This is a genomic window from Microbacterium sp. gxy059 (assembly GCF_050958665.1).
Taxonomy (GTDB): domain Bacteria; phylum Actinomycetota; class Actinomycetes; order Actinomycetales; family Microbacteriaceae; genus Microbacterium.
In genome coordinates this window covers 1-25,042 of record NZ_JAMXWT010000007.1, presented here as the reverse complement: position 1 = coordinate 25,042, position 25,042 = coordinate 1, and the positions used below count along the sequence as shown (strand labels likewise).

Here is a 25,042-nt window from a genome sequence, read left to right as displayed (position 1 = left end):
CGTGTATCGGCGGGGAAAAACGTTTGTTACCCGGTCATTAACTGCGCTCAGCTGACGCATTCGCGTTCATAGACTCCTCCCAGAGTCACCTCGGCTCTCCCTCCCCCGATCGCCTGCGGGCGTCTTTCGCGCTGCCACGAGAGCGCTCTGCCGCGGGCTTTCGCCATGCCGTATCTGGAGAAAAATGAAGAGAAGCACGTCCTCGCGCCTTGCGGCGACGGTGGCTGCCGCCGCGCTGCTCGCGCCTGCGACCGTCCTCGTATCCGCCCCCGCTGCCGCCGCCGCACCCGACGACGGGGTGCTGGCCTCCGGAGACGGCTGGTCGGTGACCACCGCACCCGGCGGGTACCTCGTCACGTACGAGCTCGACGAGCCCCTGCCCATCGTGAGCGACGCGCCGACGCTCCTCGTGGACGGCGTCGAGATCGGCCTCGCCGCCGAGTCCGACGACGGAGAGTCGCTGTCCGTCGTCACCAGCGACCCGACCGTCGCCGAGGCGGGGGCGGTCGAGAAGGGCTGGGCCTCGGGCGATGCGAAGGCCGATGAGAGCGCCCCGGCGCCGTTCACGGTCGAGGACGACGCGCTGGAAGGCGTGCAGGATCTCGCGCTCGAGGCGGACATCGCCGAGCCGAGCGAGCGCGGAGAGTTCGGCGTCACCGAAGCGGAGTACGACTTCGGCGACCAGGCCGTCGCGCTCGAGGCGATCGGCGGCATCCGCGGTGAGATGACGGGGAAGATGTACCTCACGGACGCCGCCGGCGCCCGGCCGACGGTCATCCTCCTCCACGGCCGCCACGGCTCCTGCTCGCGGATCGACGGCCTGGAGAACCCGCTTCGCTGGCCGTGCATCGACGAGCAGGTGAACATCCGCTCCTACCAGGGGTACGAGGAGACCGGGCGCGTGCTCGCCTCGCACGGCTACAACGTGGTGTCGATCGCCGCCAACGCCGTCAACTCCAACGACAACCAGCTGGCCCTCGACTACGGCGCGCAGGCGCGAGGCCGGCTCATCCTCGACACGCTCTCGATGCTCGACGACGCGTCGAACGGCGAGGAGGTGTCGTTCGACGACATCAGCTGGCCGGACGAGGACGGCGAGGTCACGACGGTCACCCGCACCCTCGACGAGGCGCTCGTCTACGCGACGACCCGCGACGACGAGCCGGCGGCCGACGCCGGCGTCACCGCGGCCTCGCTCGAGGGCCGTTTCGACCTCGACCAGGTGGGCATCATGGGTCACTCGCGCGGCGGCGAGGGTGCCACCTCCGCGGTCACGCTCAACCAGGGCAGCGACGATCCGTTCGGGATCGTGTCGGTGCTTCCCCTCGCGCCGGTCGACTTCGGGCGGATGACCGTGCCCGACGTGCCGATGGGCGTCTTCCTCCCGTACTGCGACGGCGACGTGTCGAACCAGCAGGGTCAGCACATGTTCGACGACTCGCGCCATGCGTTCGGCGATGACGCGCTGCGCTCGGCGGTGTGGATGATGGGCGCCAACCACAACTTCTTCAACACGATCTGGACCCCCGGTCTCTACCCGCACTCGGCGAGCGACGACTGGAGCGTCCGGGACGAGACCTCCAGCTGCTCGACCCAGGACGAGACGCGACTGACCGCCGAGGAGCAGTACCAGCTCGGCGTGACGTACATGACCGGCTTCTTCCGCTTCACGATGGGCGGAGAAGAGCAGTTCCAGCCGCTCTTCGACGGATCCGTGAAGCCGACCACCGAGGCGACGTCGTTCGCCGACGTCCGCGTCATGGCGAGCCAGCCGACCGAGGCGACGACGCTCGTGGCCGACTTCGCGGAGCCGAGCACGCTCGTCCGCACGGCGGGCGACGCGACGGCGCAGGTGTGCGCCAGCTCGGACACGGGGTCGTCGATCCCGGCGACGACCCCGTACTGCACGACCAGCGACATCGGATCGGGGCGCGTGCCGCACTGGTCCGCCATGCGGTTCGGCGGCAGCGTGCCCGCGACGCCGGTCACGCGCGTGACCTGGACGGGGTCGGAGGAGGATCCCGACGCTCCCAGCACGGGCGAGCTGCGGGTCAGCGTGCCCGCGGATCAGCGTGACGTGTCCGATCGCGCCCAGCTGTCGGTCAAGGTCGCCCCCGACCGCACGGTCCCCTCGGGAACCGACTTCACCCTCACTGTGATCGACGGTGCAGGGAACGAGTTCAGCGCGCTCGCCTCGGAGGTCGCGCCGCTGGCCGTGAACCGGATGCCGGGCGGCACGCACGCCACGCTCAACAAGTTCGTGCTGCAGCAGCTGACGATCCCCACCGCGGAGATGACCGACATCGATCTCGGCGATGTGCGCGAGGTGCGCTTCTCGGCCGAGGTGGGCGTCGACGGCACGTCCGAGGGCGGGCTCTACCTTTCGGATCTCGCCTTCGAGACCCCGTCGGCGGGATCCGCCGTCGTCGGCACGCGCACGACGGTGAACACCGCGTCCACGATCGTGGAGGAGGGCGACGGGCCCAGCACGGCCGGCATCGCGGTGTACCTCGACGCGCCCTCCGAGCAGGAGGTCGTGGGATACGTCAACTCGGTCGGCGGAGACGGCGCCGTCGCGGCGGGCATGCAGAAGGTGCGATTCGCTCCGGGCGAGACGTGCCGCGTGGTCGACTTCCCGGTGAACGGCGACAGCGAGCCGTCGGAAGCCGGCGCGGCCGGATACACGGTCGCCGTCACGAACACGGCGAACGCCGTCATGGGAGCGGGCGCCTTCTCGCAGCTCGTCATCCGCGAGGACGACGGCGTGATCGAGCCGGAGGACGACGAGGCGATCGAGCCGGTGGTCGAGCTGCCGCCGGTCGGCGCGCAGGGCGACGCCTGCGACGAGGCCGCTGCGGTGCTCGACGGCCCCGGCGACCTCACCACCTCTGCCGATGCGGTCGCCCCCGGCGGCGACGTCGAGCTGACCGCGACCGGATACCGTGCGGGCGAGGCGGTGATGTTCGCGCTCGACGGCGACGAGATCGACACGGTGATCGCCGATGCCGACGGAACGGCGACCACCACGCTCGTGATCGACGCCGCCGCGGATCTCGGATCCCACGAGGCGACCGCGACGGGCGCCGGCTCGGCGCGGGTGCAGCAGGCGGAGATCTCCGTGCTGACGCCGACGAGCACCACCCTGAGTGTTGCTGAGGGCGGAGACCTCGTCGAGGGCGATGCTCTGACCCTCGTCGCCGAGGTGGCGGGCGAGGTGCCCGACGGCGCTGAGGCGCCCGATGGCGGCGCGACGGGCGAGAGCTCCGCGGCCCTCGACGGCGTCGCGGCGGCCGATGAGCCGGTCGTCGAGGGCGTCGTCACCTTCGTCCAGCGCTCGTCGGGTGCGGAGGAGAGCGAGCTCGGCACCGCCGAGGTCGTCGACGGCGCGGCGACGCTGGCCCTCAGCGACGGGCTTCCCGCGGGCGAGCACGAGATCGTGGCGAGCTTCGCGCGAACCGAGACCGCCTTCGCCTCCGACTCGGAGCCGCTGCACCTCTCGATCGCCGAGGCTCCGGTCGATGAGACGCCCGGCGGGGACGAGTCTGGTGACGACGGAGCCGGCGACGAGGGTCCCGGTGACGGGACCGAGTCCGGTGACGGCGGACCGGATGACTCCGGGCCCGGCGGCGCGGCGCCCGGCGGCAGCGAGTCGGGTGGTAGCGAGTCCGGTGACGACGGGTCGGGTGACGATGCGCCTGGCGATGAGGCGTCGGCCCCGGGTGACGACGGGTCCGATGGCGACGACACCGGTGCGGGGCTGGCGCCGACCGGTGGGCTGAGCCTGGGGGCCCTGGCTCTGGTGTTCGCGGGGCTGACGGCCGCGGGTGCTGTTCTCGTCTGGCGACGCGGGGTCGCTTCCCGCCACCAGGCCTGACGACCTGAGCGACGTGAGGGGTGCCGCTGCAGTGCAGCGGCACCCCTCACGCGCGTCCTCGGACCGCGCAGTCCTCGGTAGATCGGGAGCTCCCCCGGGGACGTCCGGAGCCCGTTCCCGAGCCGCGTCGGGGTACGTCCGATGCGAGTCAGCCCGCTGCGCGGTGTCTCGGATCCGGGCGCGGTCCCGCTCGCGCGCTGCCGGGTGATCTGTGTCTGAGCGGGTGGCGTTTCTCGGTTGCTCGGCGTGTGCGCGTGCTCGCCAGACCCGAGCCAGCGCTCGGTTCGGAGACGCCGCTCCGCTCTCGTCCGGCGGGGTGCGCGCCTCGCCTGGTGGCGTGTGCCTGTCACGTGGGTGGGTCGGGGTCGGTGATTACGCCGGCGAGGATCAGGTCGCCGAGGGTGTCGCGGTGCGCGTCCGGTTCGATGGACGCGTCGTGGTCTGTGCAGAGCGCGGCCTTGGATTCGATCTCGTCGTCGCTCATCCGGGGTGGTGCTGCGGGGTCGCGGAACGTGATCCGTGCCGGTGGGGTATCGGTGTAGACGCGGCCAGCTGGGCTGGTCCATTCCAGGAGCCCGTCCGGGAGCTTCGTCACGGTCCATTCGGAGTGGTGTTTCATCACGTGATGCGCCTCGCAGAGGTGCGCGAGGTTGTTCGTCGCGGTCGGGCCTCCGTGGGCGTAGTCGATCGTGTGATCGATATCGCACCGATCCGCTGTGATGCTGCATCCGGAGAATCGGCATCCGCCATCGCGGGTGGTGAGGAAGCGCTTCTGTTCGGCGGTGGGTCGATATCGGTCGGTGGCGAGGACGTTCCCGGTGGTGGGGTCGATGAGAGCGCGGTCCCAGCCGGAGGTGAGGCCTGCGATCAGGCGCGCGCTGTCGGGATCGACCGGGCTGCCAGCGATCGTGGCTCCTGCACCGCCGTCGGAGCGGTGGAGCTCGTCGAGGGGGATCGTGACGGTCACTGTGCCCTGGAGGTGAGCGAGAGTCGTAGTGGTGCCGGCGGTGTGGAGGTCGTGGCCGGTGGGGGCTGCGGAGAGGAGCAGGTCACCGAGGATGTCGGCCCGCAGCTGCGCCAGGGCGCGACGGTCTGACGCGGCCATGTTCGGGGGGGGCGGGTGCCGTGCCGGTCGCGCCCTGTGCCAGGGGTGTCGCGGTGCTCGCGGGACCCGTGTCGAACGCGTCCTGCGCCAGGGGTGCCACGCCGAATGCGCGACCCGTCGGGTGCGCTGCGTCTGGGGTGCCGGTCGTGCCCTGTGTCTTCGCCTGTTCCCGCGCGACTGCACGGCGGTCGTCGCGCACGGTTCTCGCCATGCGGGTGAGCCTGTCGAAGACGCCCTCTGCGATCGGGGTGGGGAGGAGCGCCCAGAGTTCGCTCATCCCGTCACCGACCGGAGTGGCGGCGACCCGGCGGTCCTGTCGGGCACGGTGGTGGCGTTCTCGCAGTGGCTCGGGGTCGAGGCTCTCGGCGACTTTCTGCGCGATGCGGCGCGTCTGCCCGGGCGTTGCCGACGAGGCGGCGTCGACCGCGTCGCGCGCGTACTCGGGGCGGATCTCGGTGGGCAGGCGCAGGCCCTCTGCGGCGACCGCGCGTGCCTGCGAGGCGGACATGCGTCCCGCGTGAAGCGCCGCGACGGCGGCGGGGAAGTCGTGCACGAGGGATTGCGCTTCGGACAGGTGCGCCTGCGCGGTGCGCGGCGAGACCCGCACTGCGGCGGCGAGTTCTGCTGCCATGGCACGGCCTGCGACATCGTGTCCGCCGGTGTCGCCGAGGCGTTCCCGCTGCCGGTCCGCGATATCGGCGAGCTGGCTGCGTGCTTCCGCGAGCACAGCCTGCTCCCGCGCGATCGCACGCTCGGCGGCGATGACCCGGTCGAGGCAGTCGTTCACGGAGCGACGCTCCGCCGGCGTGAGGTCGCCGGTATCGGGGGTATGCGTCGTAGCCATGCTCCATTCTATCGAACAAATATTCGAATGTCGAGAGAGGATCCGGACGCAGATCGCGCGATCCGTGCCGATGGCCTGCCCTCCACCGGAGCCACCCGATCTGCGAATCCTTGTCTCACGAGGTGCGGGAATCGTGCGGCGATGACAGCGCGAATCGAGACATGGCCTTCTGGGTCAGAGGTCCGTGTCTCACGACATGTCGGAAACCTCCCGCCATACCCGCGCCAGTCGAGACGCGCTGCTCCGCCCCGCAGATCCGCGTCTCAGAACATGCCGCGAGTCAGGGGGTGGACACCGGACCCACCGCGCTCCGCGGACTCGCCCGCCCGGACCCCACCCCGCCGCACACGACGCTCTCGCAGATGCCGCACGCGAGCCCGCGGCGGCGCGGATGGATCCGGGATTCGCTGCACCCCGCCCCGCGCACTCGATCCATCCGCCCGCCCGACCCCGGTCGCCCGCCGCGCTCCCGCGGATCCGCACCGAGCTTGCACCGGATCCGCCCGCCCGCCCACCGCGCTCCCGAGGGCCGCACCCGGCCCCCGAACCGGATCCGCCCGATCCATCCGCCCGCCCCTCGAATACATCCCGAGGATGACGCGGACACCTCCGCAGGCGGACGACGCGCGGGGTGGGCGTCGGGTGGCATAGGAGCATGAACACTTCCGCACCTCAGAACCCGCTGCTGTCCGGCCGCGGCCTCGCGAAGGCCTACGGCGACGCGTACGCCCTCGCCGGCGTCGATATCGACGTGCATCCCGGCGAGGCCGTCGCGATCATGGGCGCCTCGGGATCCGGCAAGACGACCCTGCTGCACGTGCTCGCGGGGATCATCCGCCCCGACGCCGGAACCGTCGCCCTCCAGACCGCGCGGGGTGCGCGCGTCATCACCGACATGAGCGAGGCCGAGCGCTCCCGCCTGCGGCGCGAGGAGCTCGGATTCGTCTTCCAGCAGGGCCTCCTGCTGCCCGAGCTCACCGCCGTCGAGAACGCCGCCCTGCCCCTCATGCTCGCCGGCCATCCGCGCCGCGCCGCCGAGGCGCACGCCGCGCAGTGGCTCGCCGCCCTCGGGCTCGCGGGGCTCGAGGATCGCCGCATCGGCCAGCTCTCCGGCGGTCAGGCCCAGCGCGTCGCGATCGCCCGCGCGCAGGCCGGCGGCGCCGACGTGATCTTCGCCGACGAGCCCACCGGCGCCCTCGACTCCGCCACCTCCGCCGACGTCATGACCGCGCTCCTCGACTCCACCCTGCGGCAGGGCCACGCGCTCGTCGTCGTCACCCACGACCCCGGCGTCGCCGCCCGCTGCACCCGCACGATCCGCCTGCGCGACGGGCGCGTCGTGGGGGACGAAGGGCAGGGATCCGCGGGTGCGCCCGGCGGCTCCGCTGTCGGGTTCGCGGCTCCGGCGCAGGCTCCTGGAGCGCCCGACCCGCACGCCGCGCCCGCTGCCCCCGCTGGCTCCCTGTACGCCGACCCGCACGCCGTGCCCGCGCAGGCTCCCGGATCCCCCGCGACGCAGGCCTTCGCGTTCCCTGTCGCGCAGGCACCCGCGTTCCCGGCGGCGCAGAACCCCGCCCCCGGATCCCCCGCCCCGTTCTCCGAGGGAGGCGCGCGATGACCTCCGCGACCCTCGCCGCTCCGCCGGAGCCGCTCGCCCGCACCGGACGCCGGGGGAGCGCCGCCGGCCTCACCTGGCACCTGTCCCGTCCCGGCGCGCAGAGCATCGCGACGATCGCGCTGCCAGCCACGGCGTTCGCCGTGACCACCGCGCTGCTGCTCGTCGTCGCGGGCGGCGCCCTCATGTTCTGGCGGTGGCCGATGGACGACGACGGGTTCGTCCTCATCTACCGCGTGCTCAGCGTCTTCGCCCTCGCGCTCCTCGCCGTGCCGCTGCTGTCCCTCGGCGGATCCGCCGCGCGCCTCTCCGCCCGTCGCCGCGACGACCGCCTCGCGACGCTGCGCCTCCTCGGCGCGACGCCCGGCTTCGTCACGGTCATGACGGTCCTGGAGTCGACCGTCGTCGCGATCATCGGCGCCGTCGCGGGGATCCTGCTCTACGCGGCGCTCATCCCGCTCGTCGGCCTCATCCCGTTCCGCGGCGAGGCGATCGGCGCCGGATCGCTGTGGGTCGGCCCGTGGATCCTCCTCGCGGTCGCCGCGGGCGTCGCGATCGTGGCCGCGCTCAGCGCCGCGGTCGGCCTGCGCCGCGTGAACATCTCGCCCCTCGGCGTGCGCACGAAGCAGGAGGTGCCGCGCATGCGGTGGATCCGCGCCGCGATCGCCGCCGTCGTCGTGATCGCGGGATCCGTCGTGCTGGGGCAGCTCGGGGCCCTGGGGAGCGCCCTCGCGATGATGCTCGTGCTCGCGGGCGTCTTCGCGGCGGGCGTCGGGGTGCTCGGGATCATCGGCCCGTGGCTCGTCGGCGTGCACGCCCGCGGGCAGGCCAGGCGGGCGAAGGACGCGCGGCACCTCATCGCGGCGCGCACCGTGCTCGAGTCGCCGAAGGCGGCCTGGCGGCAGGTCGGCGGCATCGCGATGACGACGTTCATCGCGGTCGTGGGCGGATCCGGCATGGCGTTCGCGGGCGGCATCGACGCCGGCGACATGGCCGGGCCGGAGATGTTCCTCGCCGACGACATCCGCACGGGCGTGCTGATCACCCTCGTCGTGTCGTTCCTCATGGTCGCCTGCTCGGTGGGCGTCAACCAGGCGGCGGCGATCCTCGACCGCCGTGCCGTCTTCGTCGCGTCGGACCGCATGGGGATGCCGCGCGAGGTGATGGAGAGCGCGCGCGTGCGCTCGACGATGTCGCCTCTGCTGTTCACGATGATCGTCGCGGCCCTGGCGGGCGGGCTGCTCGTGTTCCCGGTCGTGGGGCTCGCGATGATCGTCGCGCCGCTGTCGGTGCTCGTCATCGTCGTGTGCCTCGCCGCGGGCGTCGCTCTCGTGCGGCTCGCGCTCGTCGCGACGCGCCCCGTGCTCACGCGGGTGCTTGCCGAGCCCGAGCGCGCGGCGGAGTAGGGGATCCGGCTCGGCGGGCGGCCCGGTTCGCCGCGCCGGCCGCCGCGCGAGACGGCGGCTGGCGCCGGGTTCCGCGCCGGCCGGGGGTGCGTTTCCGCGACGCGGGTCGTCCCCGCGCGCCCCGGGTCTCGGAAAGGCATCCATCCGGCCCGGCTCGGGGTGCGTTTCTGCGATTCGGCGGGGCGAGGTCTTCCAAGTCGGCGAAGGGCACCGCTCGCGGGGCGGGAGGGGTGCGTTTCTGCGACTCGGCTCGTCTCCGCGCGCCCCGGGTTCCGGAAAGGCATCTCTCCGGCCCGGCTCGGGTGCCTTTCCGCGACGCGGCCGACCGGCGCCGGGGCGAGGGAGCCCCGTGCGCCCTCCGGAGGGTGGGTCCGATCCGACCCAGGTTAAACAACAGGTGATGACGATCGACTGATCTCGGCCGCCACCGGGGGATCCCTCCCGTCTGCTGGCGCCATGCTGTCTCACCGCTCCGCCGGGCCGTCGCGCCCGACGCCGCGGAACCCCGCGGACTCGCCCGCCCCGCCCGAGCCCGGGCGGATCCCCTTCCGCTTCCTCCAGAAGAGAGCACCGTGTCGACTCCGAACGACCCCACCACCTCCTCGCGCGCCGAGACGATCATCGTCGGCGGCTCCCTCGGCGGCCTCGCGACCGCCCTCTCGCTCTCGAACATCGGCCGCTCGTCCACCGTGCTCGAGCGCACCGCCGGCCGCACGCAGCGCGGCGTCGCCATCCGCGCCGCGGGACGCGCGCTGCGACGGCTCATGCCCGCGGACGCCTACGACATCGTCGAGCGCACCCTCGGCGAGCGCGCCCTGCAGCAGGGCACCTATCCCCAGGCGTGGTGGGACGTGTACTCGGCCCTCCGCACGGCCGCCGACGCGGATCCGCGCATCGAGATCGTCGAGGACGCCCGCGTCGTCGGCGTCGCGCAGGACGCCGACGAGGCGCGCGTGACGCTCGAGGACGGATCCGTTCGCGCGGCCGAGATCGTGCTGGGGGTCGACGGGTGCCGCAGCATCGTGCGCCGTCACGTCGACGAGACCCACCCCGTCGCCGACTACGCCGGCTACGTCGTGTGGCTCGGCCAGTCCGAGCTGCCCGCGGGCCTCGCCGGCCGCATCGGCGGCCCGGACTTCGACATGCGCGGGGGCGAGATGCTCGCCACCTACCCGCTGATGGAGGCCGACGGCGGCGTGCGCCGCTACGGCTGGGGTTGGTTCGACCCCGGCCACAACCGGCTCCTGCGGGAGATCGGCGCGATCCGCGGAACCGAGGCGCTGCACACGCCGCGCGCCTCCGCGATCCCCGACGAGGTCTACGACGCGATGATCCGCCGTGCGGCGCAGTGGGCGGAGCCCTCCCGCTCGGGCGTGATCGAGGCCTTCCGCGACCGCGAGGTCATCGCGACGCCGATCACGGAGTACGTGCCGCAGCAGGTCGCATCCGGACGCGTCGCGGTGCTCGGCGACGCCGCCCACGCGCAGACGCCGATGACCGGCGCCGGCTTCGAGGAGGCCGCGGAGGACGCCCTCGTCCTCGGGCGGGTGCTCGCGCACGCCGACTCGCCCGTCGAGGCGCTTCAGGCCTACGAGGCGCTGCGCCTCATGGAGATGCAGGACGGCGTCGAGGCCGGCCAGTCGTTCAGCCGCGGCGTCGGCCGGGCCTGACCGGGGCGCCCCGAGGCGTCGCGGAGGGGTCCGCAGGGATCCGCAGGGTGCTCTCCGCGTCGCCTCGCGATCCCCGGATCCTCGTGCTGTCGCACCCTCCCGATAGGATGAGGTGTCCAACACCCGAGCTTTCAGGGGGCTAGCCATGCCGGGAATCGTGATCGTGGGCGTCCAGTGGGGCGACGAGGGCAAGGGCAAGGCCACCGACCTGCTCGGCGAGCGCACCGACTGGGTGGTGAAGTTCAACGGCGGCAACAACGCCGGGCACACCGTCGTCATCGGCGACGAGAAGTACGCCCTGCACCTCCTCCCGTCCGGCATCCTCTCGCCCGGCGTGACGCCCGTCATCGGCAACGGCGTCGTCGTCGACCTCGAGGTGCTGTTCCAGGAGCTCGATGCGCTCGAGGCGCGCGGCATCGACATCTCGAAGCTGCGCATCTCCGCCAACGCGCACGTCATCACGCACTACCACCGCACCCTCGACAAGGTGCAGGAGCGCTTCCTCGGCAAGCGGCAGATCGGCACCACCGGGCGCGGCATCGGCCCCACCTACGCCGACAAGATCAACCGCATGGGCATCCGCATGCAGGATCTCTTCGACGAGTCGATCCTGCGGCAGAAGGTCGAGGGCGCCCTTGAGCAGAAGAACCACCTGCTCGTGAAGGTGTTCAACCGGCGCGACATCACGGTCGACGAGATCGTCGAGGATCTGCTCTCGTACGCCGACCGCGTGCGCCCCATGGTGTGCGACACGGGGCTGCTGCTGAACGACGCGCTCGAGCGCGGCGAGGTCGTCGTGTTCGAGGGCGGCCAGGCCACGATGCTCGACATCGACCACGGCACCTACCCGTTCGTCACGTCGTCGTCGGCGACCGCGGGCGGCGCATCCACGGGATCCGGCGTCGGCCCGAACCGCCTCGACCGCATCGTCGGCATCGTCAAGGCCTACACGACGCGCGTCGGCGCCGGCCCCTTCCCGACCGAGCTGTTCGACGCCGACGGCGACTGGCTGCGCGAGGGCGGGCACGAGTACGGCACCACGACGGGCCGCGAGCGCCGCGTCGGCTGGTACGACGCGCCCATCACCCGCTACGCGACGCGCATCAACGGCATCACCGACCTCGTGCTCACGAAGCTCGACGTGCTCACCGGCCGCCCGACGATCCCCGTGTGCGTCGCCTACGACGTGAACGGCGAGCGCTTCGAGGAGGTCCCCGTCAACCAGAGCGACTTCCACCACGCGACGCCGATCCTCGAGGAGTTCCCCGGCTGGACCGAGGACATCACCGGCGCCCGCACCTTCGACGACCTGCCGAAGAACGCGCAGGACTACGTGCTCGCGCTCGAGGAGATGAGCGGCACGCGCATCTCGGTGATCGGCGTCGGCCCCGGCCGCGATGAGGTCATCGTGCGCCATGACCTCGTCGACTGACGACGAGACGTACGGGCGGCGCGGGGATCCGACGGATCCCCGCGCCGCTTCGTCGTCCGCGGGGATCGCCCCGGATGAATTCCCCGCGCCCCGCCCCGCGGTCGGCGCTTCGGGGATACGTTGACCCCATGAGCTCCGCGTACCTGCGCTATCCGCACATCCACGACGACCTCATCACCTTCACCGCCGCCGACGACATCTGGGTCGCGCCCGTCGAGGGAGGCCGCGCCTGGCGGCTCACCAGCGATCACGCGCCCGTCCGGCAGCCCCGGTTCTCGCCCGACGGCGCGCACATCGCGTTCGTGTCGCTGCGCGACGGCCACCCGGAGGCGATGCTCGCCGACCTGGCGAGCGGATCCGTCACCCGCCTCACCTACTCCGGCGCGCAGTCGACGCTGCTGCTCGGGTGGACGGCCGACGGCGAGGTGCTGATCGCCTCCAACGCCGGCGAGCAGAACTCGCGCCACACGGTCGTGAAGGCCGTCTCGATCGACGGGCGCGTGCGCCGCCTCGAGCACGGCATGGCCTCGGGGATCGCCGTGCACGCCGACGGCCGCGTCGCCCTCACGACGCCAGGCAGCCGCCCGCCCGCCTGGTGGAAGCGCTACCGCGGCGGCACCGCGCCGAAGCTCTGGCTGCGCGCCGACGGCGACGTCTGGCAGCCGCTGCTGCGCGACGAGCACGCCGCCCTCACCGACCCGATGTGGGTCGGCGACGCGCTCGTGGTCGCCTCCGACCGCGCCGCGCGGTTCCCCGACCGCGCCGACGAGCAGGCCAACCTCTGGGCCTGGGAGACGCCCGGCGAGGGAGAGCCCCGGCAGATCACGTTCCAGACCTCAGACGACGGATACGTGCGCGACGCGACCACCGACGGGCGCCGCATCGTCTGGCACAGCCGCGGGCGGATCCGCCTGCTCGACGGGCTGGACGGCGAGCCGCGCACCATCGACGTGTCGCTGCCCGGCGTCGAGCCAGAGCACGAGCCGCTCGACCCGGCCCGCAACCTCACGCGGATCGCCTCCGACGACACCGGCGAGGCGAGCGTCGTCGCCTGGCGCGGCAAGGCGTTCTGGATCGCCCACCGCGAAGGACCCGCTCGCGCCCTCGCCGCCGACTCCGGCGTGCGCGTGCGCGAGCCCCTCGTGCTCGGATCCACGGGCCGCGCCGCCTTCGTCACCGACGCCGAGGGCGAGGACGGCATCGAGATCGCGCCCCTCGACGGGTCCGCCGGAGACGACGCCTGGCCGCTGCTCACGGGCCAGCTCGGCCGCGTGCTGCACCTCGCCGCCGACCCCGCGGGCGAGCGCCTCGCCGCGATCTCGCACGACGGGTGGATCCGCCTCATCGACGTCGCTTCGGGGACCGCGCGCGACGTGCAGCGCTCCACGCAGGGTGAGTCGCTCACACCGCGTTTCTCGCCCGACGGACGCTACCTCGTGTGGTCGCAGCCGACGAGCGGCGAGAGCGAGCTGCACGCCGTGTGGATCCTCGACACCCGCGACGAGGGCGCCGCGCCCCGGCAGCTCACGTCGGGGCAGTTCCACGACCGCTCGCCCGACATCACCCGCGACGGGAAGCACATCGTGCTCCTCTCCGATCGCACCTTCGACCCCGAGTACAACCAGCAGGCGTTCGACCTCGCGTTCTCGGGATCCACGCGGCCCTGGCTCATCCCCCTGTCGGCCGAGGAGCCCGCTCCCTTCGGACCGACCGCCCAGGGCTGGCGGCGCCCCGCGGGAGACGCAGACGGCGACGAGCAGAAGAAGAGCGGCGCGCCCGCGTCGCCCGGCCTCGACGCCGAGGGCGCCGAGCAGCGGATCGTCGCGTTCCCCGTGCCCTCCGCCGCCTACCGCGACCTCGCGGCGACCGACGGCGGCATCGTCTGGATCGCCGAGGGGGAGGACGTCGGCGTGCTGGGATCCCGCCGCGCCGGCGTCGCCGGAGACCGGCAGCCGAACCGCATCGAGCGCTGGTCGTTCGACGACCGCGAGGCGTGGACGGTCTGGGAGGGCGTCGACGCGCTGTCCGTCTCGGGCGACGGCCGGAAGCTCGTCGTGCGGCGCCGATCCGATGTCGTGGTCGTCGACGCGGCGCGCAAGGCCAAGTCGAAGGACGAGCCCGTGAAGGTCGACCTGTCGCGCCTGCGCTTCGAGCTCGATCCGCGGGCCGAGTGGCGGCAGATGTTCGAGGAGAACGCGCGCCTCATGCGCGACCACTTCTGGCGGTCCGACATGGACGGCGTCGACTGGGAGGCCGCGACGGCCCGCTGGCGCGAGGTCGTCCCCCTCGCCCGCACCCACGACGACCTCGTCGACATCCTCTGGGAGCACGTCGGCGAGCTGAACACGTCGCACGCCTACGTCATCCCCGCCTCGTCTCCGGGCGACGCGTCGCGACGCCTCGGATTCCTCGGCGCCGACCTCGAGCCCGCCGACGACGGGTGGCGGATCACGCGGATCCTCCCCGGGGAGTCGAGCGACCCCGGGGCGCGCTCCCCGCTGCGCCAGCCCGGCGTCGGCGCGGAGGAGGGCGACGTCGTCGTCGCCGTCGACGGCGCCCCCGTGGATCCCGTCGCGGGCCCCGGCGCGCAGCTGGTCGGCGCCGCGGACAAGCCCGTCGAGCTGACGCTGCGCCGCGACGGGGCGGACCGCCGCGTGGTGGTCGTGCCGCTCGCGGACGAGGAGCCTCTGCGCTATCAGGACTGGGTGCGCTCGCGTCGCGAGTACGTGGCTCGCGTCTCGGGAGGGCGCCTCGGATACGTGCACGTGCCCGACATGGCGAGCCCCGGCTGGGCGCAGCTGCACCGCGATCTCCGGACGGCGGCGGCCGCCGAGGGCATCGTCGCCGATGTGCGCTACAACCGCGGAGGGCACACGAGCCAGCTCGTCATCGAGCGCCTCGCCACCCGCGTCATCGCCTGGACGCACGCCCGCCAGTACGCGTCGATGATCCCGGACCCCGACCGGGCTCCGCGCGGCCCCGTCGTGCTGGTCGCGAACGAGTTCTCGGGATCCGACGGCGATATCGTCAACGCCCGCGCGCAGGCGCTGGGCATCGGCCCGGTCGTCGGCGTGCGCACCTGGGGCGGCGTCGTCGGCATCGACAGCCGCTTCGACCTCGTCGACGGCACGCGCGTGACGCAGCCGCGCTACGCGTACTGGCTCGAGGGCAAGGAGTGGGGCGTCGAGAACCACGGCGTGGATCCCGACATCGAGGTCGTGCACACGCCCGCCGATCTGTTCGGCGAGCGCGACCCGCAGCTCGACCGCGCGATCGAGGAGGCGCTCGCCCGCCTCGACGAGACGCCCGCGGCGACCGCGCCCCCGGTGCCCGCCCCGAAGGTGCGCCCCGCCTGAGGCGCGGAGGCGAGCGGGGTCGGGCGTGCGTCGCCCGGCCCCGCTTTCCGCGGTGGTGCGGACGTGGTGTCGTGCAGGACGACGCCAATTCGTGCGCTGCGTTGCGTGAGAAGTGCGGATTCCCGCGGGTCTCGGATCCGGCCGGGTGGGGAATGGCGTCGTTGCGCATCGGCTGGGTCGCGAGATCTTCAACGCGTGCGCGGTGCGCGGTGCGCGGTGCGTTGTCGGCCGAGGCGGTGCCGTGCTGCGCGGGCGCGCGGTATGCACGACGACGCCAATCCGTGTGCTGCGCGGTGTGAGATGCGGGGATTCTCGCGTGTTCTGGATCCGCTGGGGTGCGGATCGGCGTCGTCGTGCACGGGTGATCGCACCTCCGAGGGGGTGCGGACGGCCGGGGGATGGTGAGATGGGAGGCATGACGGATTTCGCGGTGCGGCCCTTCGGAGCGGACGACTGGAAGGAGTACCGGGAGATCCGCCTGCGGATGCTCGCGGACACGCCCATCGCCTTCGGCGAGACCCTCGACCACGCGCAGTCGCTGCCGGACGAGGTCTGGCGCGATCGGGCGGCGCGCGTCGAGCGGCACGGCGACGCAGGATTCGCGGCCATCGACGCCGACGGCCGCTGGCTGGGCGTGATGCGCGGCTACATCGACGAGGCGCTCGGGCCGATGCTCGTGGGCGTCTTCGTGGATCCGGACGCCCGCGGCGCCGCCCGGGGCGTGGCCGACGCGCTGCTCGACCTCGTGATCCACTGGGCGCGCGAGCTCGACGACAGGCTCACCCTGCACGTGCACGCCGACAACCCCCGCGCGATCGCGTTCTACACGCGCCGCGGCTTCGTCGACACGGGCCACCGCGCCGAGTACCCCCTCCCGCCGTACGGGCTCGAGTGGGAGATGCGGCTCGAGCTCGGGGAGGAATAGGGGCCCGCCGCGCCCTCCCGGCTACCGTGGGCGCATGAGCGACGAACGCGTGCCCGCGATCCTCGAGGAGCTGCGCGGGCTCGAGGATCCGAAGATCCGGGCCGTCAACGAGAGGCACGGCGACGATCACGGCGTGAACCTCACGAAGCTGCGTGCCGTCGCGAAGCGCCTGAAGACGCAGCAGCCGCTCGCCGAGGATCTCTGGGCGACGGGCGACACGAACGCGCGCCTCCTCGCCCTGCTCGTCGGCCGTCCGAAGGAGTTCGCCGCGGATCAGCTCGACGCCATGCTGCGCGAGGCCCGCTATCCGAAGGTCGTCGACTGGCTCCTCGCGTACGTCGTGAAGAAGGGGCCGCACGCCGAGCCGCTGCGCGCGGCGTGGTTCGCGGATCCGGATCCCGACATCGCGGCGGCGGGCTGGGCGCTCACGCAGACGCGCATCGCGAAGGACCCCGACGGGCTCGACCTGCCCGGCCTCCTCGACCGCATCGAGGCCGAGATGGCAGACGCCCCGTCGCGCCTGCAGTGGGAGATGAACAGCTGCCTCGCGCAGATCGGCATCTCGCACCCCGACCTGCGCGCCCGCGCGATCGACATCGGCGAGCGCCTGGAGGTGCTCAAGGACTATCCGACGCCGCCGAACTGCACGTCGCCCTTCGCTCCCCTCTGGATCGCGGAGATCGTGCGGCGGCAGGACGGGTAGGGGACCCCGCGCGCCCCGTTCCGGCGGAGATCTCGCCGGTGGCGGATGGAGGGCGTGGATCCCGTCCGCTGTTCCCGATCCCTCCGGCGGAACGGCGGCTCGTCACCCCGGTGGCGCACCAGGGGACGTCGCCTCCGCCGCGAGGCCGCAGTTCTCGGCGGCCCAACCGGATCGCGGGCGGGGAGGGCATGTCTCGCTTTCGGCGGGTATGCGCGCCTCATACCCACCCAACGTGAGACATGGTTCGCCGCGCACCTGGCCCATGTCTCGCGAAGCGCGGGAATCGGATCGCCTCTTCCGCAGAAGGTGAGACATGCGCTCGGGGCGCGCCACCGCCCGACGACCCGCCGCAGGGCGTCACGCCGCGTCGAGGGGGCGCACCTCCGGGCGGCCCGCCGCGCGCTCGCGGGCGAGGTCGTGGGCGGTCTGCAGGGCCAGCCAGGTGCGGGCATCTCCCGCGCCCGCCTCCTCCAGGCGCACGGCCAGCGACGGCGAGACGCGGGCGTGCTCGTGCAGCACCCGGCTCAGCGCGACGCGCGAGACGCCGAGGCGTGCCGCGGCTTCCGCGACCGTGAGGTCGAGCTCGCCGAGCACGTCTTCGCGCAGGATGGCGCCGGGGTGCACCGGATCGTGCATGGTCATGGCGTCATTCTCCGTTCCGAACGCCCCACCCGCCACCGGGCGTACGCGACGAAGACGGCCCCGATGGCGGTGACCGCCGCCGCGAGCACGGCGACGTAGAGCGCGACGCCGCCCCAGCCGCCCTGCGCCTGCGGATCCAGGAACGGGTACGGGTACCAGACCGCCGCGCCGCCGACGGGCGCCGTCACGAACGGCGCCCGCAGCAGCGAGTAGGCCGCGTACAGCGCCGGATAGGCGACGAGCACGATGAGCAGCCGCCACGACACCCGCCGCGGCACGGTCATCAGCAGCAGGTCGAGCACGACGAACGCCGGCACGACGACGTGCATCACCTCGTTCGACCACTCGACGTGCGGGGCGACCCCGCCCGCCGTGTCGGTGCCGCGCAGCAGCACGTTGTAGACGACGCACGTGACCGTCATGAAGGTCGCCGCGACCACCTGCAGCGCCGCGAGCCAGACCGGAGGGCGCTCGCCGCCGTCTCGCCGCGCGAGGGACCACCACGCCGCGAGCAGCAGGAACGCGGCCGCGATCACGTTCGACTGGTTCGTGAAGAAGCTGGCGAAGTTCCACGCGAACGTGGGCACGTGCGAGGCGTACGGCTCCTCGGCGGCGACGACGTACGAGAGGTCGTGCGCGAACTGGAACACGAGGGTCCCGAGCGCGAGCAGAGCCACCGCGATCCGCGCGAGCGACCAGATCCGGGTCATTCCTCGTCTCCCTCCTCGACGACGGCGGAGTCGGGCGGCGGGCCGCCCCGGGTGCCCTCCTCGAACGCCGCGCGGTCGTCCTCGCTCAGCTGCTCGCGGGCGAGGAACAGCAGCTGCAGGCCCTCCGGCGGCGCATCCGTCCCGTCGGCGCCGCGGCGGAACTCGCCCGTCGGGTCGTTCGACAGGTCGGTGATCGTCGCGTAGAACAGCGGCGGCCTCGCCACGTGGCCCGTCGACGACAGCACGTAGTCGCGGCTCGTCACCCACTCCCACACGGCCTGCGTGCGGGGATCCGTCGTGCCGTAGAACTGCTCGAGCACCTCGTCGTCCTGACGGCTCTGCGTCGGATCGTTCAGGGCGAACATCGGCGGATAGTGCTCGGACGCCGCCAGCACCCGGTTGATCTCGTCGATGACCGCGAGCTTGTGCTCGTACCCCTGCACCGGCTGCTCGGTCGCCCACATGGCGCCGCGGTACTCCTGCAGCAGCGACTCGCCCCCGTAGCCGTTGCGCTCGTAGCGCGTGATCGGATCGGTCGTCTGCACCCAGGTCACGCCGAAGCGGTCGCTGAGCGCCTCGCGCACCTCGGCCATGAGCGCGTCCCCCTCGGCCTGCGTCTCCTCGAGGGGCGCCGCCTCGAGCACGGTCGTCGGATCGACGTCGTGCTTGCCCGGATAGACCGCGCCCGGACCCGCTCGCTCCGCGCCGCCGGCGAACGGGGCGGGGGAGAGGGGCGCGAGCGCCGCGGAGGCCGCGCCGACCGTGCCGATGTTGGCGAGGAGCGCGACCGTGAGCGCGATGGACGCGACCAGCCGCGCCCTCCGGACGCACAGGCCGGCCGCGACGAGACCCACGACGATGAGCTGCCCGATGAGCATGCCCGTGGAGAACACGCCGCCGGGGCCCGCCGAGAGCGCGACGAGGAGCAGGACGAGGACGAACAGGAGCACCCCGATGAGGGCGATCCATCCGAGCGGGTGCGCGCGGGGCCGCGGCGCGGAGGCGCGCGGCGGCACGGCAGGGGCGCCAGGCGGCGGCAGCTGCGACGGATCCGAGGGGAAGCGCCGCACGCCCCGGTAGCCGCCAGGCGGCGGCACGGGAGGCGCGCCGACCCGGCTCGCGAGGTAGTCGCGCGACAGGTGGCGGTTGGCGTGCGCCCGCTGCTCGTGCTCGGTCACCACGGCTTGTCCCCCTCCGGGAATCCGTCGTTCTCGCCGTCTCCGTCGCCGCGCTGGTCGCGCGCCTCGCGCTGCTCGGCGCCCTTCTCGAGCTGCTCCTCCAGCTGGCCGAGCTTGTCGTCCTCCGGCCCCTCTGGGCCCTCCGGCTCCTCGTCGTTGGAGGGATCGTCGGACGGATCGGGCGGGGGAGGCGCCTGCTCGAGGCGCTCGCGCAGGTCGGTCATCATCTGGTCGGGGTCGCGCTCGGGGTCGGGCGACGTCTCGGCGGCCTCCTCGCTCGCGCACTCCTCCGGCAGGGCGTCGAGGACCGCGAGCGCGTCGGCCATGTGCGCGGCCGACTGATCGGGATCCTGCTGCTGCGCCGCGAGGCCCTGGCGCTCGATCACGAGCGCGAGGTTGATGCCGACGGGGCAGACGTCGAGGCCAGAGGCGAGGTCGAGGGCGCTCTCCAGGGCGCCGCGCGCCTCGGGCAGGCGATCGGCGAGCGCCAGCGAGGTGCCGAGGTTGTACGGGGCGCGCCACCGTTCGAACAGGTTGACGGCCTGCTGCGACTCCGCCGCCGCGACCGCCGCCGGCGCGTCCTCGCGATCGTAGGCGGCGAGCGTCTGGTGGGCGAAGGCGTACATCGTGAGGATCTTCGCGACGAGCGCGAGGCCGACGAGCGCGAGCGGGATGCCGATCGCGATGCCCCAGACGCGCGCGCGACGTCGGCTGCGGGCGAGGGCCGAGAGGCGATCCGGAACGGTCATGACGCGCCCTCCCCGGTCGGGCGCGCGCTCGTGCGCACGCGGCGGATGCGGCCGGCGTCGATGCCCGCCAGGGCGGCGAGCAGCGCGGCGGCCGCGATGCCGAGGACCCACGACAGCTCGGCGCGGGAGGCCGTGTCGTCGTCGGTCGTCGTGGTCGTGGCGGGAGCGGGCGGGAACGTCGGCTCGTCGCCTGCCGTGCGGTGCTGGTAGGCGACGCCGAGCTCGTCGGCGATCGCCTGGAGGTTCTGCTCGTCGATGACGGATCGGGCCGGCTCGCCCTGGTACTGGAGGTAGCTGTCGTCGCGGCTGCCGGCGTCGTCCGCGCCGACGACGCCCGTGACGCGGCGCATCTCTCCGCCCTCGGCCGTGCCGTATCCCAGCACGCCGCCGCCGTCGACCCACTCGGCGCTGTCGGCGAACGACTCGGGCGGGGCGTCGATCGTCTGCTCGCCGTCGCCGAGGTAGAACACGAGCCGCGCCCGGTCGGGCGAGGTCTCCGCCGCCCGTTCGAGCGTCTCGGCGAGGAGGGGCGCGGCGACCGCGATCGAGCTGCCCGTGGCGTAGACGGTCACGGGCGGAGTGAGCACGTCGGCGGAGACGGCGAGGGCGCCGCGGTCGGTGGTGAGGGGCAGGCGCACGGTCGCGCTGTTGTCGGAGCTGATGAGCGAGAACCGCGCCCCCGGATAGGCCTCCGCGAGCGCGCGCACGTCGGCCCGCACCCCCTCGATGCGCGGCTCGCCGTCGCCCCAGTCCTCGGCCATCACGCTCGTCGTGCTGTCGACGACGACGAACACGTCGACGTCGGCGGCCACGGTGCGCGCGGATCCGTCCGGCAGCCCCGGGCGCAGCGCGAGGAGCCCGCAGACGACGACGAGCGCGACGCGCAGCGCCCACGCGGTGCGGGTCGCCGCGCCGCGCGCCCGCACGAGCTGCCAGACGGTGAGGGCGAGCGCGGGCACGACGACGAGGGCGAGCAGCAGGGGAGGCAGGATCGGGAGGAAGCTCATGCGCGTATCCTCCAGGCGACGAGGATCGAGGCGAGCGCGGCGGCGAGCAGCACGACGATCCACGGCGCGGGTGCGTCGGTGCGCACGGTCTCGGGCATCCCGGCGATGGCGCGCGCCTCCTCCTTCTGCACCTCGTCGATGACGTCGGCGACGGTCGTGGTCCCCCGCAGGCTGTATCCGGCGCCGCCCGTGTGCCGGGCGGCCGCGGCGAGGGCCGTGGCCGTCTCGCCCTCCGTGTCGGTCACGGGATCGATCGAGAAGACGCGGATCCCGCGATCCGCCGCGAAGGCGGCAGCCTCGTCGAGGTCGACGATGCCGGATCCCACCTGCTCGTTGTCGGTGGCGAGGATGATCGACCGCGAGCGCTCCTCGTCGTCGTGGTCGAAGCGCATCGCGCAGGAGGCGAGGCCGTCGCCGATGAGCGAGGATCCGGCGCCCTCCAGGGTGCCTGCCCAGTGCTCGGGGTTGCTCTCGTAGCCCGTGAAGCCCTCGCGGATGCGCTGCAGGTGCTCGGCGACGAACGCGTAGTCGTCGGTGAGGGGGAACACCTGCACGGCCGACGAGTTGAAGATCGTCAGCCCGATGCGCTCGCCCTCGAAGCCGCGCGCGAGCTGCTCGAAGACCTGCACGACCTCGGCGTCGACGTCGGTCATGGATCCCGACACGTCGAGGCAGAGCATGATGTCGCGGCTCGTGTTCTCGGGCACGATCGTCTGCGTCGACATCGGCCGCGCCGCGACGGCGGCCGCGGCGAGGCCGCCGACGACCGCGAGGCCCGCGACGGCGGCGAGGGCGGCCGTGCGGCGCCGCACCGCGCGCCGGGTGGCGTCGAGGCGGGCGACGCGCTCCGCCCGCGCGACCGCCGGGGCGTCTGCCGCGTCGCGGCGCGGGCGGCGGCCGCCGAGCAGCAGACCGGCGGCGACCGCGGCGACGAGGAGCGCGGCGAGGGCGACGAGGATCCACACGTGCTCTAGTGCCATGCGGTCACCACCCTGCGCGCCGCATCGGCGCCCGCTGCCGGATCGATGACGACGTCGTCGCGGAACAGGCTGGGGTAGTAGTGGCGCTCGAGGGCGTCGAGGAGCGCGGGATGCACGCCGCGCGCGGCGAGCTCGTCGAGCGACAGCACCGGCGTCTCGAGGCCCGTGTAGGCGTTCACGAAGGCGCGCGTCACGCGGCTGAGGTCGTAGTGGGCCTGCCGCGCGGTGATCTCGCCTCGCCGCCACGCGTCCTCGATGCCCTGGATCTGCGCGAGGTGGTCGTCCCTCAGCCGTTCGAGGGCGGCTCCGACGGGCAGCGGCGGAGGCGTCGCGTCGCGGAGGTCCTCCGGCCGGGGCGGCCGGGTCAGCGCCCACAGCAGCCAGGCGCCGCCCGCGATGACGGCGAGCACGGCGAGGGCGAGGAGGATCCACCCGCCTCCGTACTGCGCGGGGGGATAGAGCTGCTCAGGAGCGTCCATGCGACCTCCTCGCGAGCAGCGACAGCAGGGGAGCGACGGCCTCCGACTCGCCCGCGAGCTCGGCGTGGTCGATCTCCAGGCGCTCGAGCAGGTGCGCGCGGGCGCGGTCGCCCTCGGCGCGCTCCCTGGCGAGCTCGGCGAGCACGGCGGGGTCGCCGTGCAGGAAGGCGGGCACGGCCCAGCCGCTGTCGGCGTCTCGGCGGCCGCGCGGATCCCCCGAGGGGGCGACGGGGTCGGCGTCGCGCACGGTCAGCCACAGCACGTCGTGCTGCACCTGCAGGCGGCGCAGCAGGCGCTCGTCGTCTGGCGAGATGGGGGCCTCGTCGGTGACCACGACGAGGATCATGCGCCGCGAGACGGTGCGGGTGATCGCGCCGAGGAGCCCCGCGCGGTCGCTCGCCGCCGCCTGCGGGGAGGCCGCGCGCTGCAGGGCGCGCAGGGCGTGCTCGAGGCCGCCGTCCGAGCGGCGCGGGGGAGTGCGCACGATGCCCGCGCGGTCGCCGTAGACGACGGACACGTCGTCGCCGTGCCGCGTCGAGAGCATGCCGAGCGCTCCGACGGCCGTGATCGCGGTGACGATCTTCGGCTGCCCGTCGGGGGCGAGCGCCGCCATCGCGCGGCCCGTGTCGACCGCGAACAGCACCGTGTGCATGCGGGTGGCCCGCGAGCGCTTGACGAGGAGGTCGCCGTGCCGGGCGGTGGCGCGCCAGTCGATGTCGCGCACGTCGTCGCCGTGCTCGTACGCGCGCAGATCCTCGAAGTCGAGGCTGCGCCCGCGCTGCAGAGACGCGTATCCCCCGTCGAGCGCGTGCGTCGACGTGAGGCGCGAGTGGATGAAGAGGCGGCTCTTCACCCGCGTGAGCAGTGCCGTCATGCGCGCCCTACGGGGTCGGAACGGCCTGGAAGATCGCGTCGATGAGCTCCTCGCTGCGCACGCCGTCGGCCTCGGCCTCGAAGGTGAGGAGCACCCGGTGGCGCAGCACGAGGTGCCGCAGGTCGCGGATGTCCTCGGGGATGACGTGCGACCTGCCGTGCAGGAGGGCGAGGGCGCGCGACGCCTGCAGGAACGCGATGGATCCCCGGGGGCTCGCGCCGTACCGGATGTAGCGGGCGCGCTCCTCTCCGATGTACTCGCCCGGGTTGCGGGTGACGTAGGTGAGCCCGACGATGTAGTTGCGGATCGCGGGGGCGACGTGGATGCGCGAGGCGACCTGCTGCATGAGGCGCACGTCGTCGAGCGTCGCGTCGGCCGACACGTGGTGGTCGGGGGCGAGGGCGCCCGTGTCGAGGCGCTCGAGCACCTCGAACTCCTCCTGCGGGCTCGGGTACTTCACGATCTCCTTCAGCAGGAATCGGTCGAGCTGCGCCTCGGGCAGCTCGTAGGTGCCCTCCTGCTCGATCGGGTTCTGCGTCGCGATCACGAGGAACGGATCCGGCAGGCGGTGCACCTCGCCGCCGATCGTCGTCTGCCGCTCCTGCATGGCCTCGAGCATCGCGCTCTGGGTCTTGGCACTCGAGCGGTTGATCTCGTCGAGGAGCACGAAGTTGGCGTGCACGGGGCCGAGGACCGTGCGGAAGCGGCCCGTGGAGGCGTCGTACACCTGGCCGCCCGTGATGTCGCTCGGCAGGAGGTCGGGCGTGCACTGGATGCGCTTGAACGAGGCCTCGACCGTGTCGGCGAGCGTCGACGCGGCGGTCGTCTTCGCGAGGCCCGGAACGCTCTCGAGCAGCACGTGGCCGCCCGCGATGAGCGCCACGAGGAGGCTCGTGCGCAGCTGCTCCTGGCCCACGACCTTCGCCGAGTAGGCCTGCGAGATGCGGTTCAGCACCGCCCGCGCGCGGGCGATCTCCTCCTCGGCGGGGGCCGTCTTCTGCTGCGGTGTCGTCATCGGCGAGCCTCTCGAACGCGGATTCGTCGTCTGCCCCCACGCTATATCCGACGCCCGACATCCGACGCGGGCAGGAGTCCCCATCGCGGATACCCTCGAAGCATGAGCGACACGAACGAGGATCCGATGGACACCCTGCTGCGCCTGCGCGCCAGCATCGACAACATCGACGCCGCTCTCATGTACATGCTGGCCGAGCGCTTCCGCTGCACGAAGCAGGTGGGCGAGCTCAAGGCCCGCCACAGCCTGCCGCCGAGCGATCCGGCCCGCGAGGAGCGCCAGACCGCGCGGCTGCGCGAGCTCGCGCACGACGCCGACCTCGATCCCGAGTTCGCCGAGAAGTGGTTCAACTTCGTCGTCGCCGAGGTCATCCAGCACCATCGCCGCGCCGCCGGTCACGACGCCTGACGCCCGGCGCGCGGACGGGGGGGGGGGGGGGGGCCCCCCCCCCCCGCCCCCCCCCCCCCCCCCCCCCCCC

The 25,042-nt window shown here is 73.2% G+C and carries 19 protein-coding genes and 1 pseudogene; 9 read left to right on the top strand and 11 right to left on the bottom strand.

Annotated features, from left to right (window positions below; translation table 11 throughout):
* Nucleotides 1-184 precede the first annotated feature (184 nt).
* Complete coding sequence (locus NHL53_RS05980; RefSeq protein ID WP_433775938.1) at nt 185-3,874, top strand: hypothetical protein; 3,690 nt, start codon at nt 185-187, stop codon at nt 3,872-3,874.
* A 346-nt stretch (nt 3,875-4,220) separates the two neighbouring features.
* Here NHL53_RS05980 and NHL53_RS05975 read toward each other — a convergent pair whose 3' ends face one another.
* Nucleotides 4,221-4,841 carry an HNH endonuclease gene (locus NHL53_RS05975; RefSeq protein WP_433775937.1) on the bottom strand — a complete coding sequence of 207 codons (621 nt, stop codon included), beginning with the start codon at nt 4,839-4,841 and terminating at the stop codon, nt 4,221-4,223.
* Nucleotides 4,842-4,923: 82 nt separating this feature from the next.
* Nucleotides 4,924-5,823 (bottom strand): DUF222 domain-containing protein, encoded by a 900-nt coding sequence (locus tag NHL53_RS05970; protein ID WP_433775936.1) that lies wholly within the window; start codon nt 5,821-5,823, stop codon nt 4,924-4,926.
* 655 nt (nt 5,824-6,478) lie between these two features.
* On the opposite strand from NHL53_RS05970, the pseudogene NHL53_RS05965 reads away from it, so the two are divergent.
* From NHL53_RS05965 to NHL53_RS05935, 7 genes and pseudogenes are all read left to right on the top strand, one after another.
* Nucleotides 6,479-7,171 (top strand): annotated as a pseudogene (locus NHL53_RS05965) (ABC transporter ATP-binding protein); the annotation flags it as partial.
* 266 nt (nt 7,172-7,437) lie between these two features.
* Complete coding sequence (locus tag NHL53_RS05960; protein ID WP_433775935.1) at nt 7,438-8,844, top strand: FtsX-like permease family protein; 1,407 nt, start codon at nt 7,438-7,440, stop codon at nt 8,842-8,844.
* A gap of 572 nt (nt 8,845-9,416) precedes the next feature.
* A complete protein-coding gene (locus NHL53_RS05955; protein WP_433775934.1) occupies nt 9,417-10,514 on the top strand; it encodes an FAD-dependent monooxygenase in 1,098 nt (365 codons plus the stop codon).
* Nucleotides 10,515-10,659: 145 nt separating this feature from the next.
* Nucleotides 10,660-11,946, top strand: a complete 1,287-nt coding sequence (locus tag NHL53_RS05950; RefSeq protein WP_433775933.1) for an adenylosuccinate synthase — start codon at nt 10,660-10,662, stop codon at nt 11,944-11,946.
* A 128-nt stretch (nt 11,947-12,074) separates the two neighbouring features.
* Nucleotides 12,075-15,302: a S41 family peptidase gene (locus NHL53_RS05945; RefSeq protein ID WP_433775932.1), complete on the top strand. Its 3,228-nt coding sequence runs from the start codon at nt 12,075-12,077 to the stop codon at nt 15,300-15,302.
* A gap of 415 nt (nt 15,303-15,717) precedes the next feature.
* Entirely contained in the window at nt 15,718-16,227 is a 510-nt protein-coding gene (locus NHL53_RS05940; protein ID WP_433775931.1) for a GNAT family N-acetyltransferase, read from the top strand.
* 34 nt (nt 16,228-16,261) lie between these two features.
* Complete coding sequence (locus tag NHL53_RS05935; protein ID WP_433775930.1) at nt 16,262-16,930, top strand: DNA alkylation repair protein; 669 nt, start codon at nt 16,262-16,264, stop codon at nt 16,928-16,930.
* A 357-nt stretch (nt 16,931-17,287) separates the two neighbouring features.
* Here the strand turns inward: NHL53_RS05935 and NHL53_RS05930 are convergent, their stop codons facing one another.
* Genes NHL53_RS05930 through NHL53_RS05890 form a run of 9 tightly spaced genes read right to left on the bottom strand, consistent with a single transcriptional unit; the run spans nt 17,288 to nt 24,564 of the window.
* Nucleotides 17,288-17,572 carry a HigA family addiction module antitoxin gene (locus tag NHL53_RS05930; protein WP_433775929.1) on the bottom strand — a complete coding sequence of 95 codons (285 nt, stop codon included), beginning with the start codon at nt 17,570-17,572 and terminating at the stop codon, nt 17,288-17,290.
* Nucleotides 17,569-18,282 (bottom strand): Pr6Pr family membrane protein, encoded by a 714-nt coding sequence (locus NHL53_RS05925; protein WP_433775928.1) that lies wholly within the window; start codon nt 18,280-18,282, stop codon nt 17,569-17,571. The genes NHL53_RS05930 and NHL53_RS05925 overlap by 4 nt, the downstream gene beginning before the upstream one ends.
* Nucleotides 18,279-19,463 (bottom strand): hypothetical protein, encoded by a 1,185-nt coding sequence (locus NHL53_RS05920; RefSeq protein WP_433775927.1) that lies wholly within the window; start codon nt 19,461-19,463, stop codon nt 18,279-18,281. Before NHL53_RS05920 ends, NHL53_RS05925 begins: the two co-directional genes overlap by 4 nt.
* Nucleotides 19,457-20,209, bottom strand: a complete 753-nt coding sequence (locus NHL53_RS05915; protein WP_433775926.1) for a hypothetical protein — start codon at nt 20,207-20,209, stop codon at nt 19,457-19,459. Before NHL53_RS05915 ends, NHL53_RS05920 begins: the two co-directional genes overlap by 7 nt.
* Nucleotides 20,206-21,216 carry a VWA domain-containing protein gene (locus NHL53_RS05910; RefSeq protein ID WP_433775925.1) on the bottom strand — a complete coding sequence of 337 codons (1,011 nt, stop codon included), beginning with the start codon at nt 21,214-21,216 and terminating at the stop codon, nt 20,206-20,208. The genes NHL53_RS05915 and NHL53_RS05910 overlap by 4 nt, the downstream gene beginning before the upstream one ends.
* Nucleotides 21,213-22,196: a VWA domain-containing protein gene (locus tag NHL53_RS05905; RefSeq protein WP_433775924.1), complete on the bottom strand. Its 984-nt coding sequence runs from the start codon at nt 22,194-22,196 to the stop codon at nt 21,213-21,215. The genes NHL53_RS05910 and NHL53_RS05905 overlap by 4 nt, the downstream gene beginning before the upstream one ends.
* Nucleotides 22,187-22,675: a hypothetical protein gene (locus NHL53_RS05900; protein WP_433775923.1), complete on the bottom strand. Its 489-nt coding sequence runs from the start codon at nt 22,673-22,675 to the stop codon at nt 22,187-22,189. Before NHL53_RS05900 ends, NHL53_RS05905 begins: the two co-directional genes overlap by 10 nt.
* Nucleotides 22,662-23,549 carry a DUF58 domain-containing protein gene (locus tag NHL53_RS05895; RefSeq protein WP_433775922.1) on the bottom strand — a complete coding sequence of 296 codons (888 nt, stop codon included), beginning with the start codon at nt 23,547-23,549 and terminating at the stop codon, nt 22,662-22,664. Before NHL53_RS05895 ends, NHL53_RS05900 begins: the two co-directional genes overlap by 14 nt.
* Before the next feature lie 7 nt (nt 23,550-23,556).
* Nucleotides 23,557-24,564 (bottom strand): AAA family ATPase, encoded by a 1,008-nt coding sequence (locus NHL53_RS05890; protein ID WP_433775921.1) that lies wholly within the window; start codon nt 24,562-24,564, stop codon nt 23,557-23,559.
* Between the two features lie 102 nt (nt 24,565-24,666).
* Here NHL53_RS05890 and NHL53_RS05885 point away from each other — a divergent pair, with 102 nt between their 5' ends.
* Nucleotides 24,667-24,972: a chorismate mutase gene (locus NHL53_RS05885; protein WP_433775920.1), complete on the top strand. Its 306-nt coding sequence runs from the start codon at nt 24,667-24,669 to the stop codon at nt 24,970-24,972.
* The last annotated feature ends 70 nt before the right edge of the window (nt 24,973-25,042 follow it).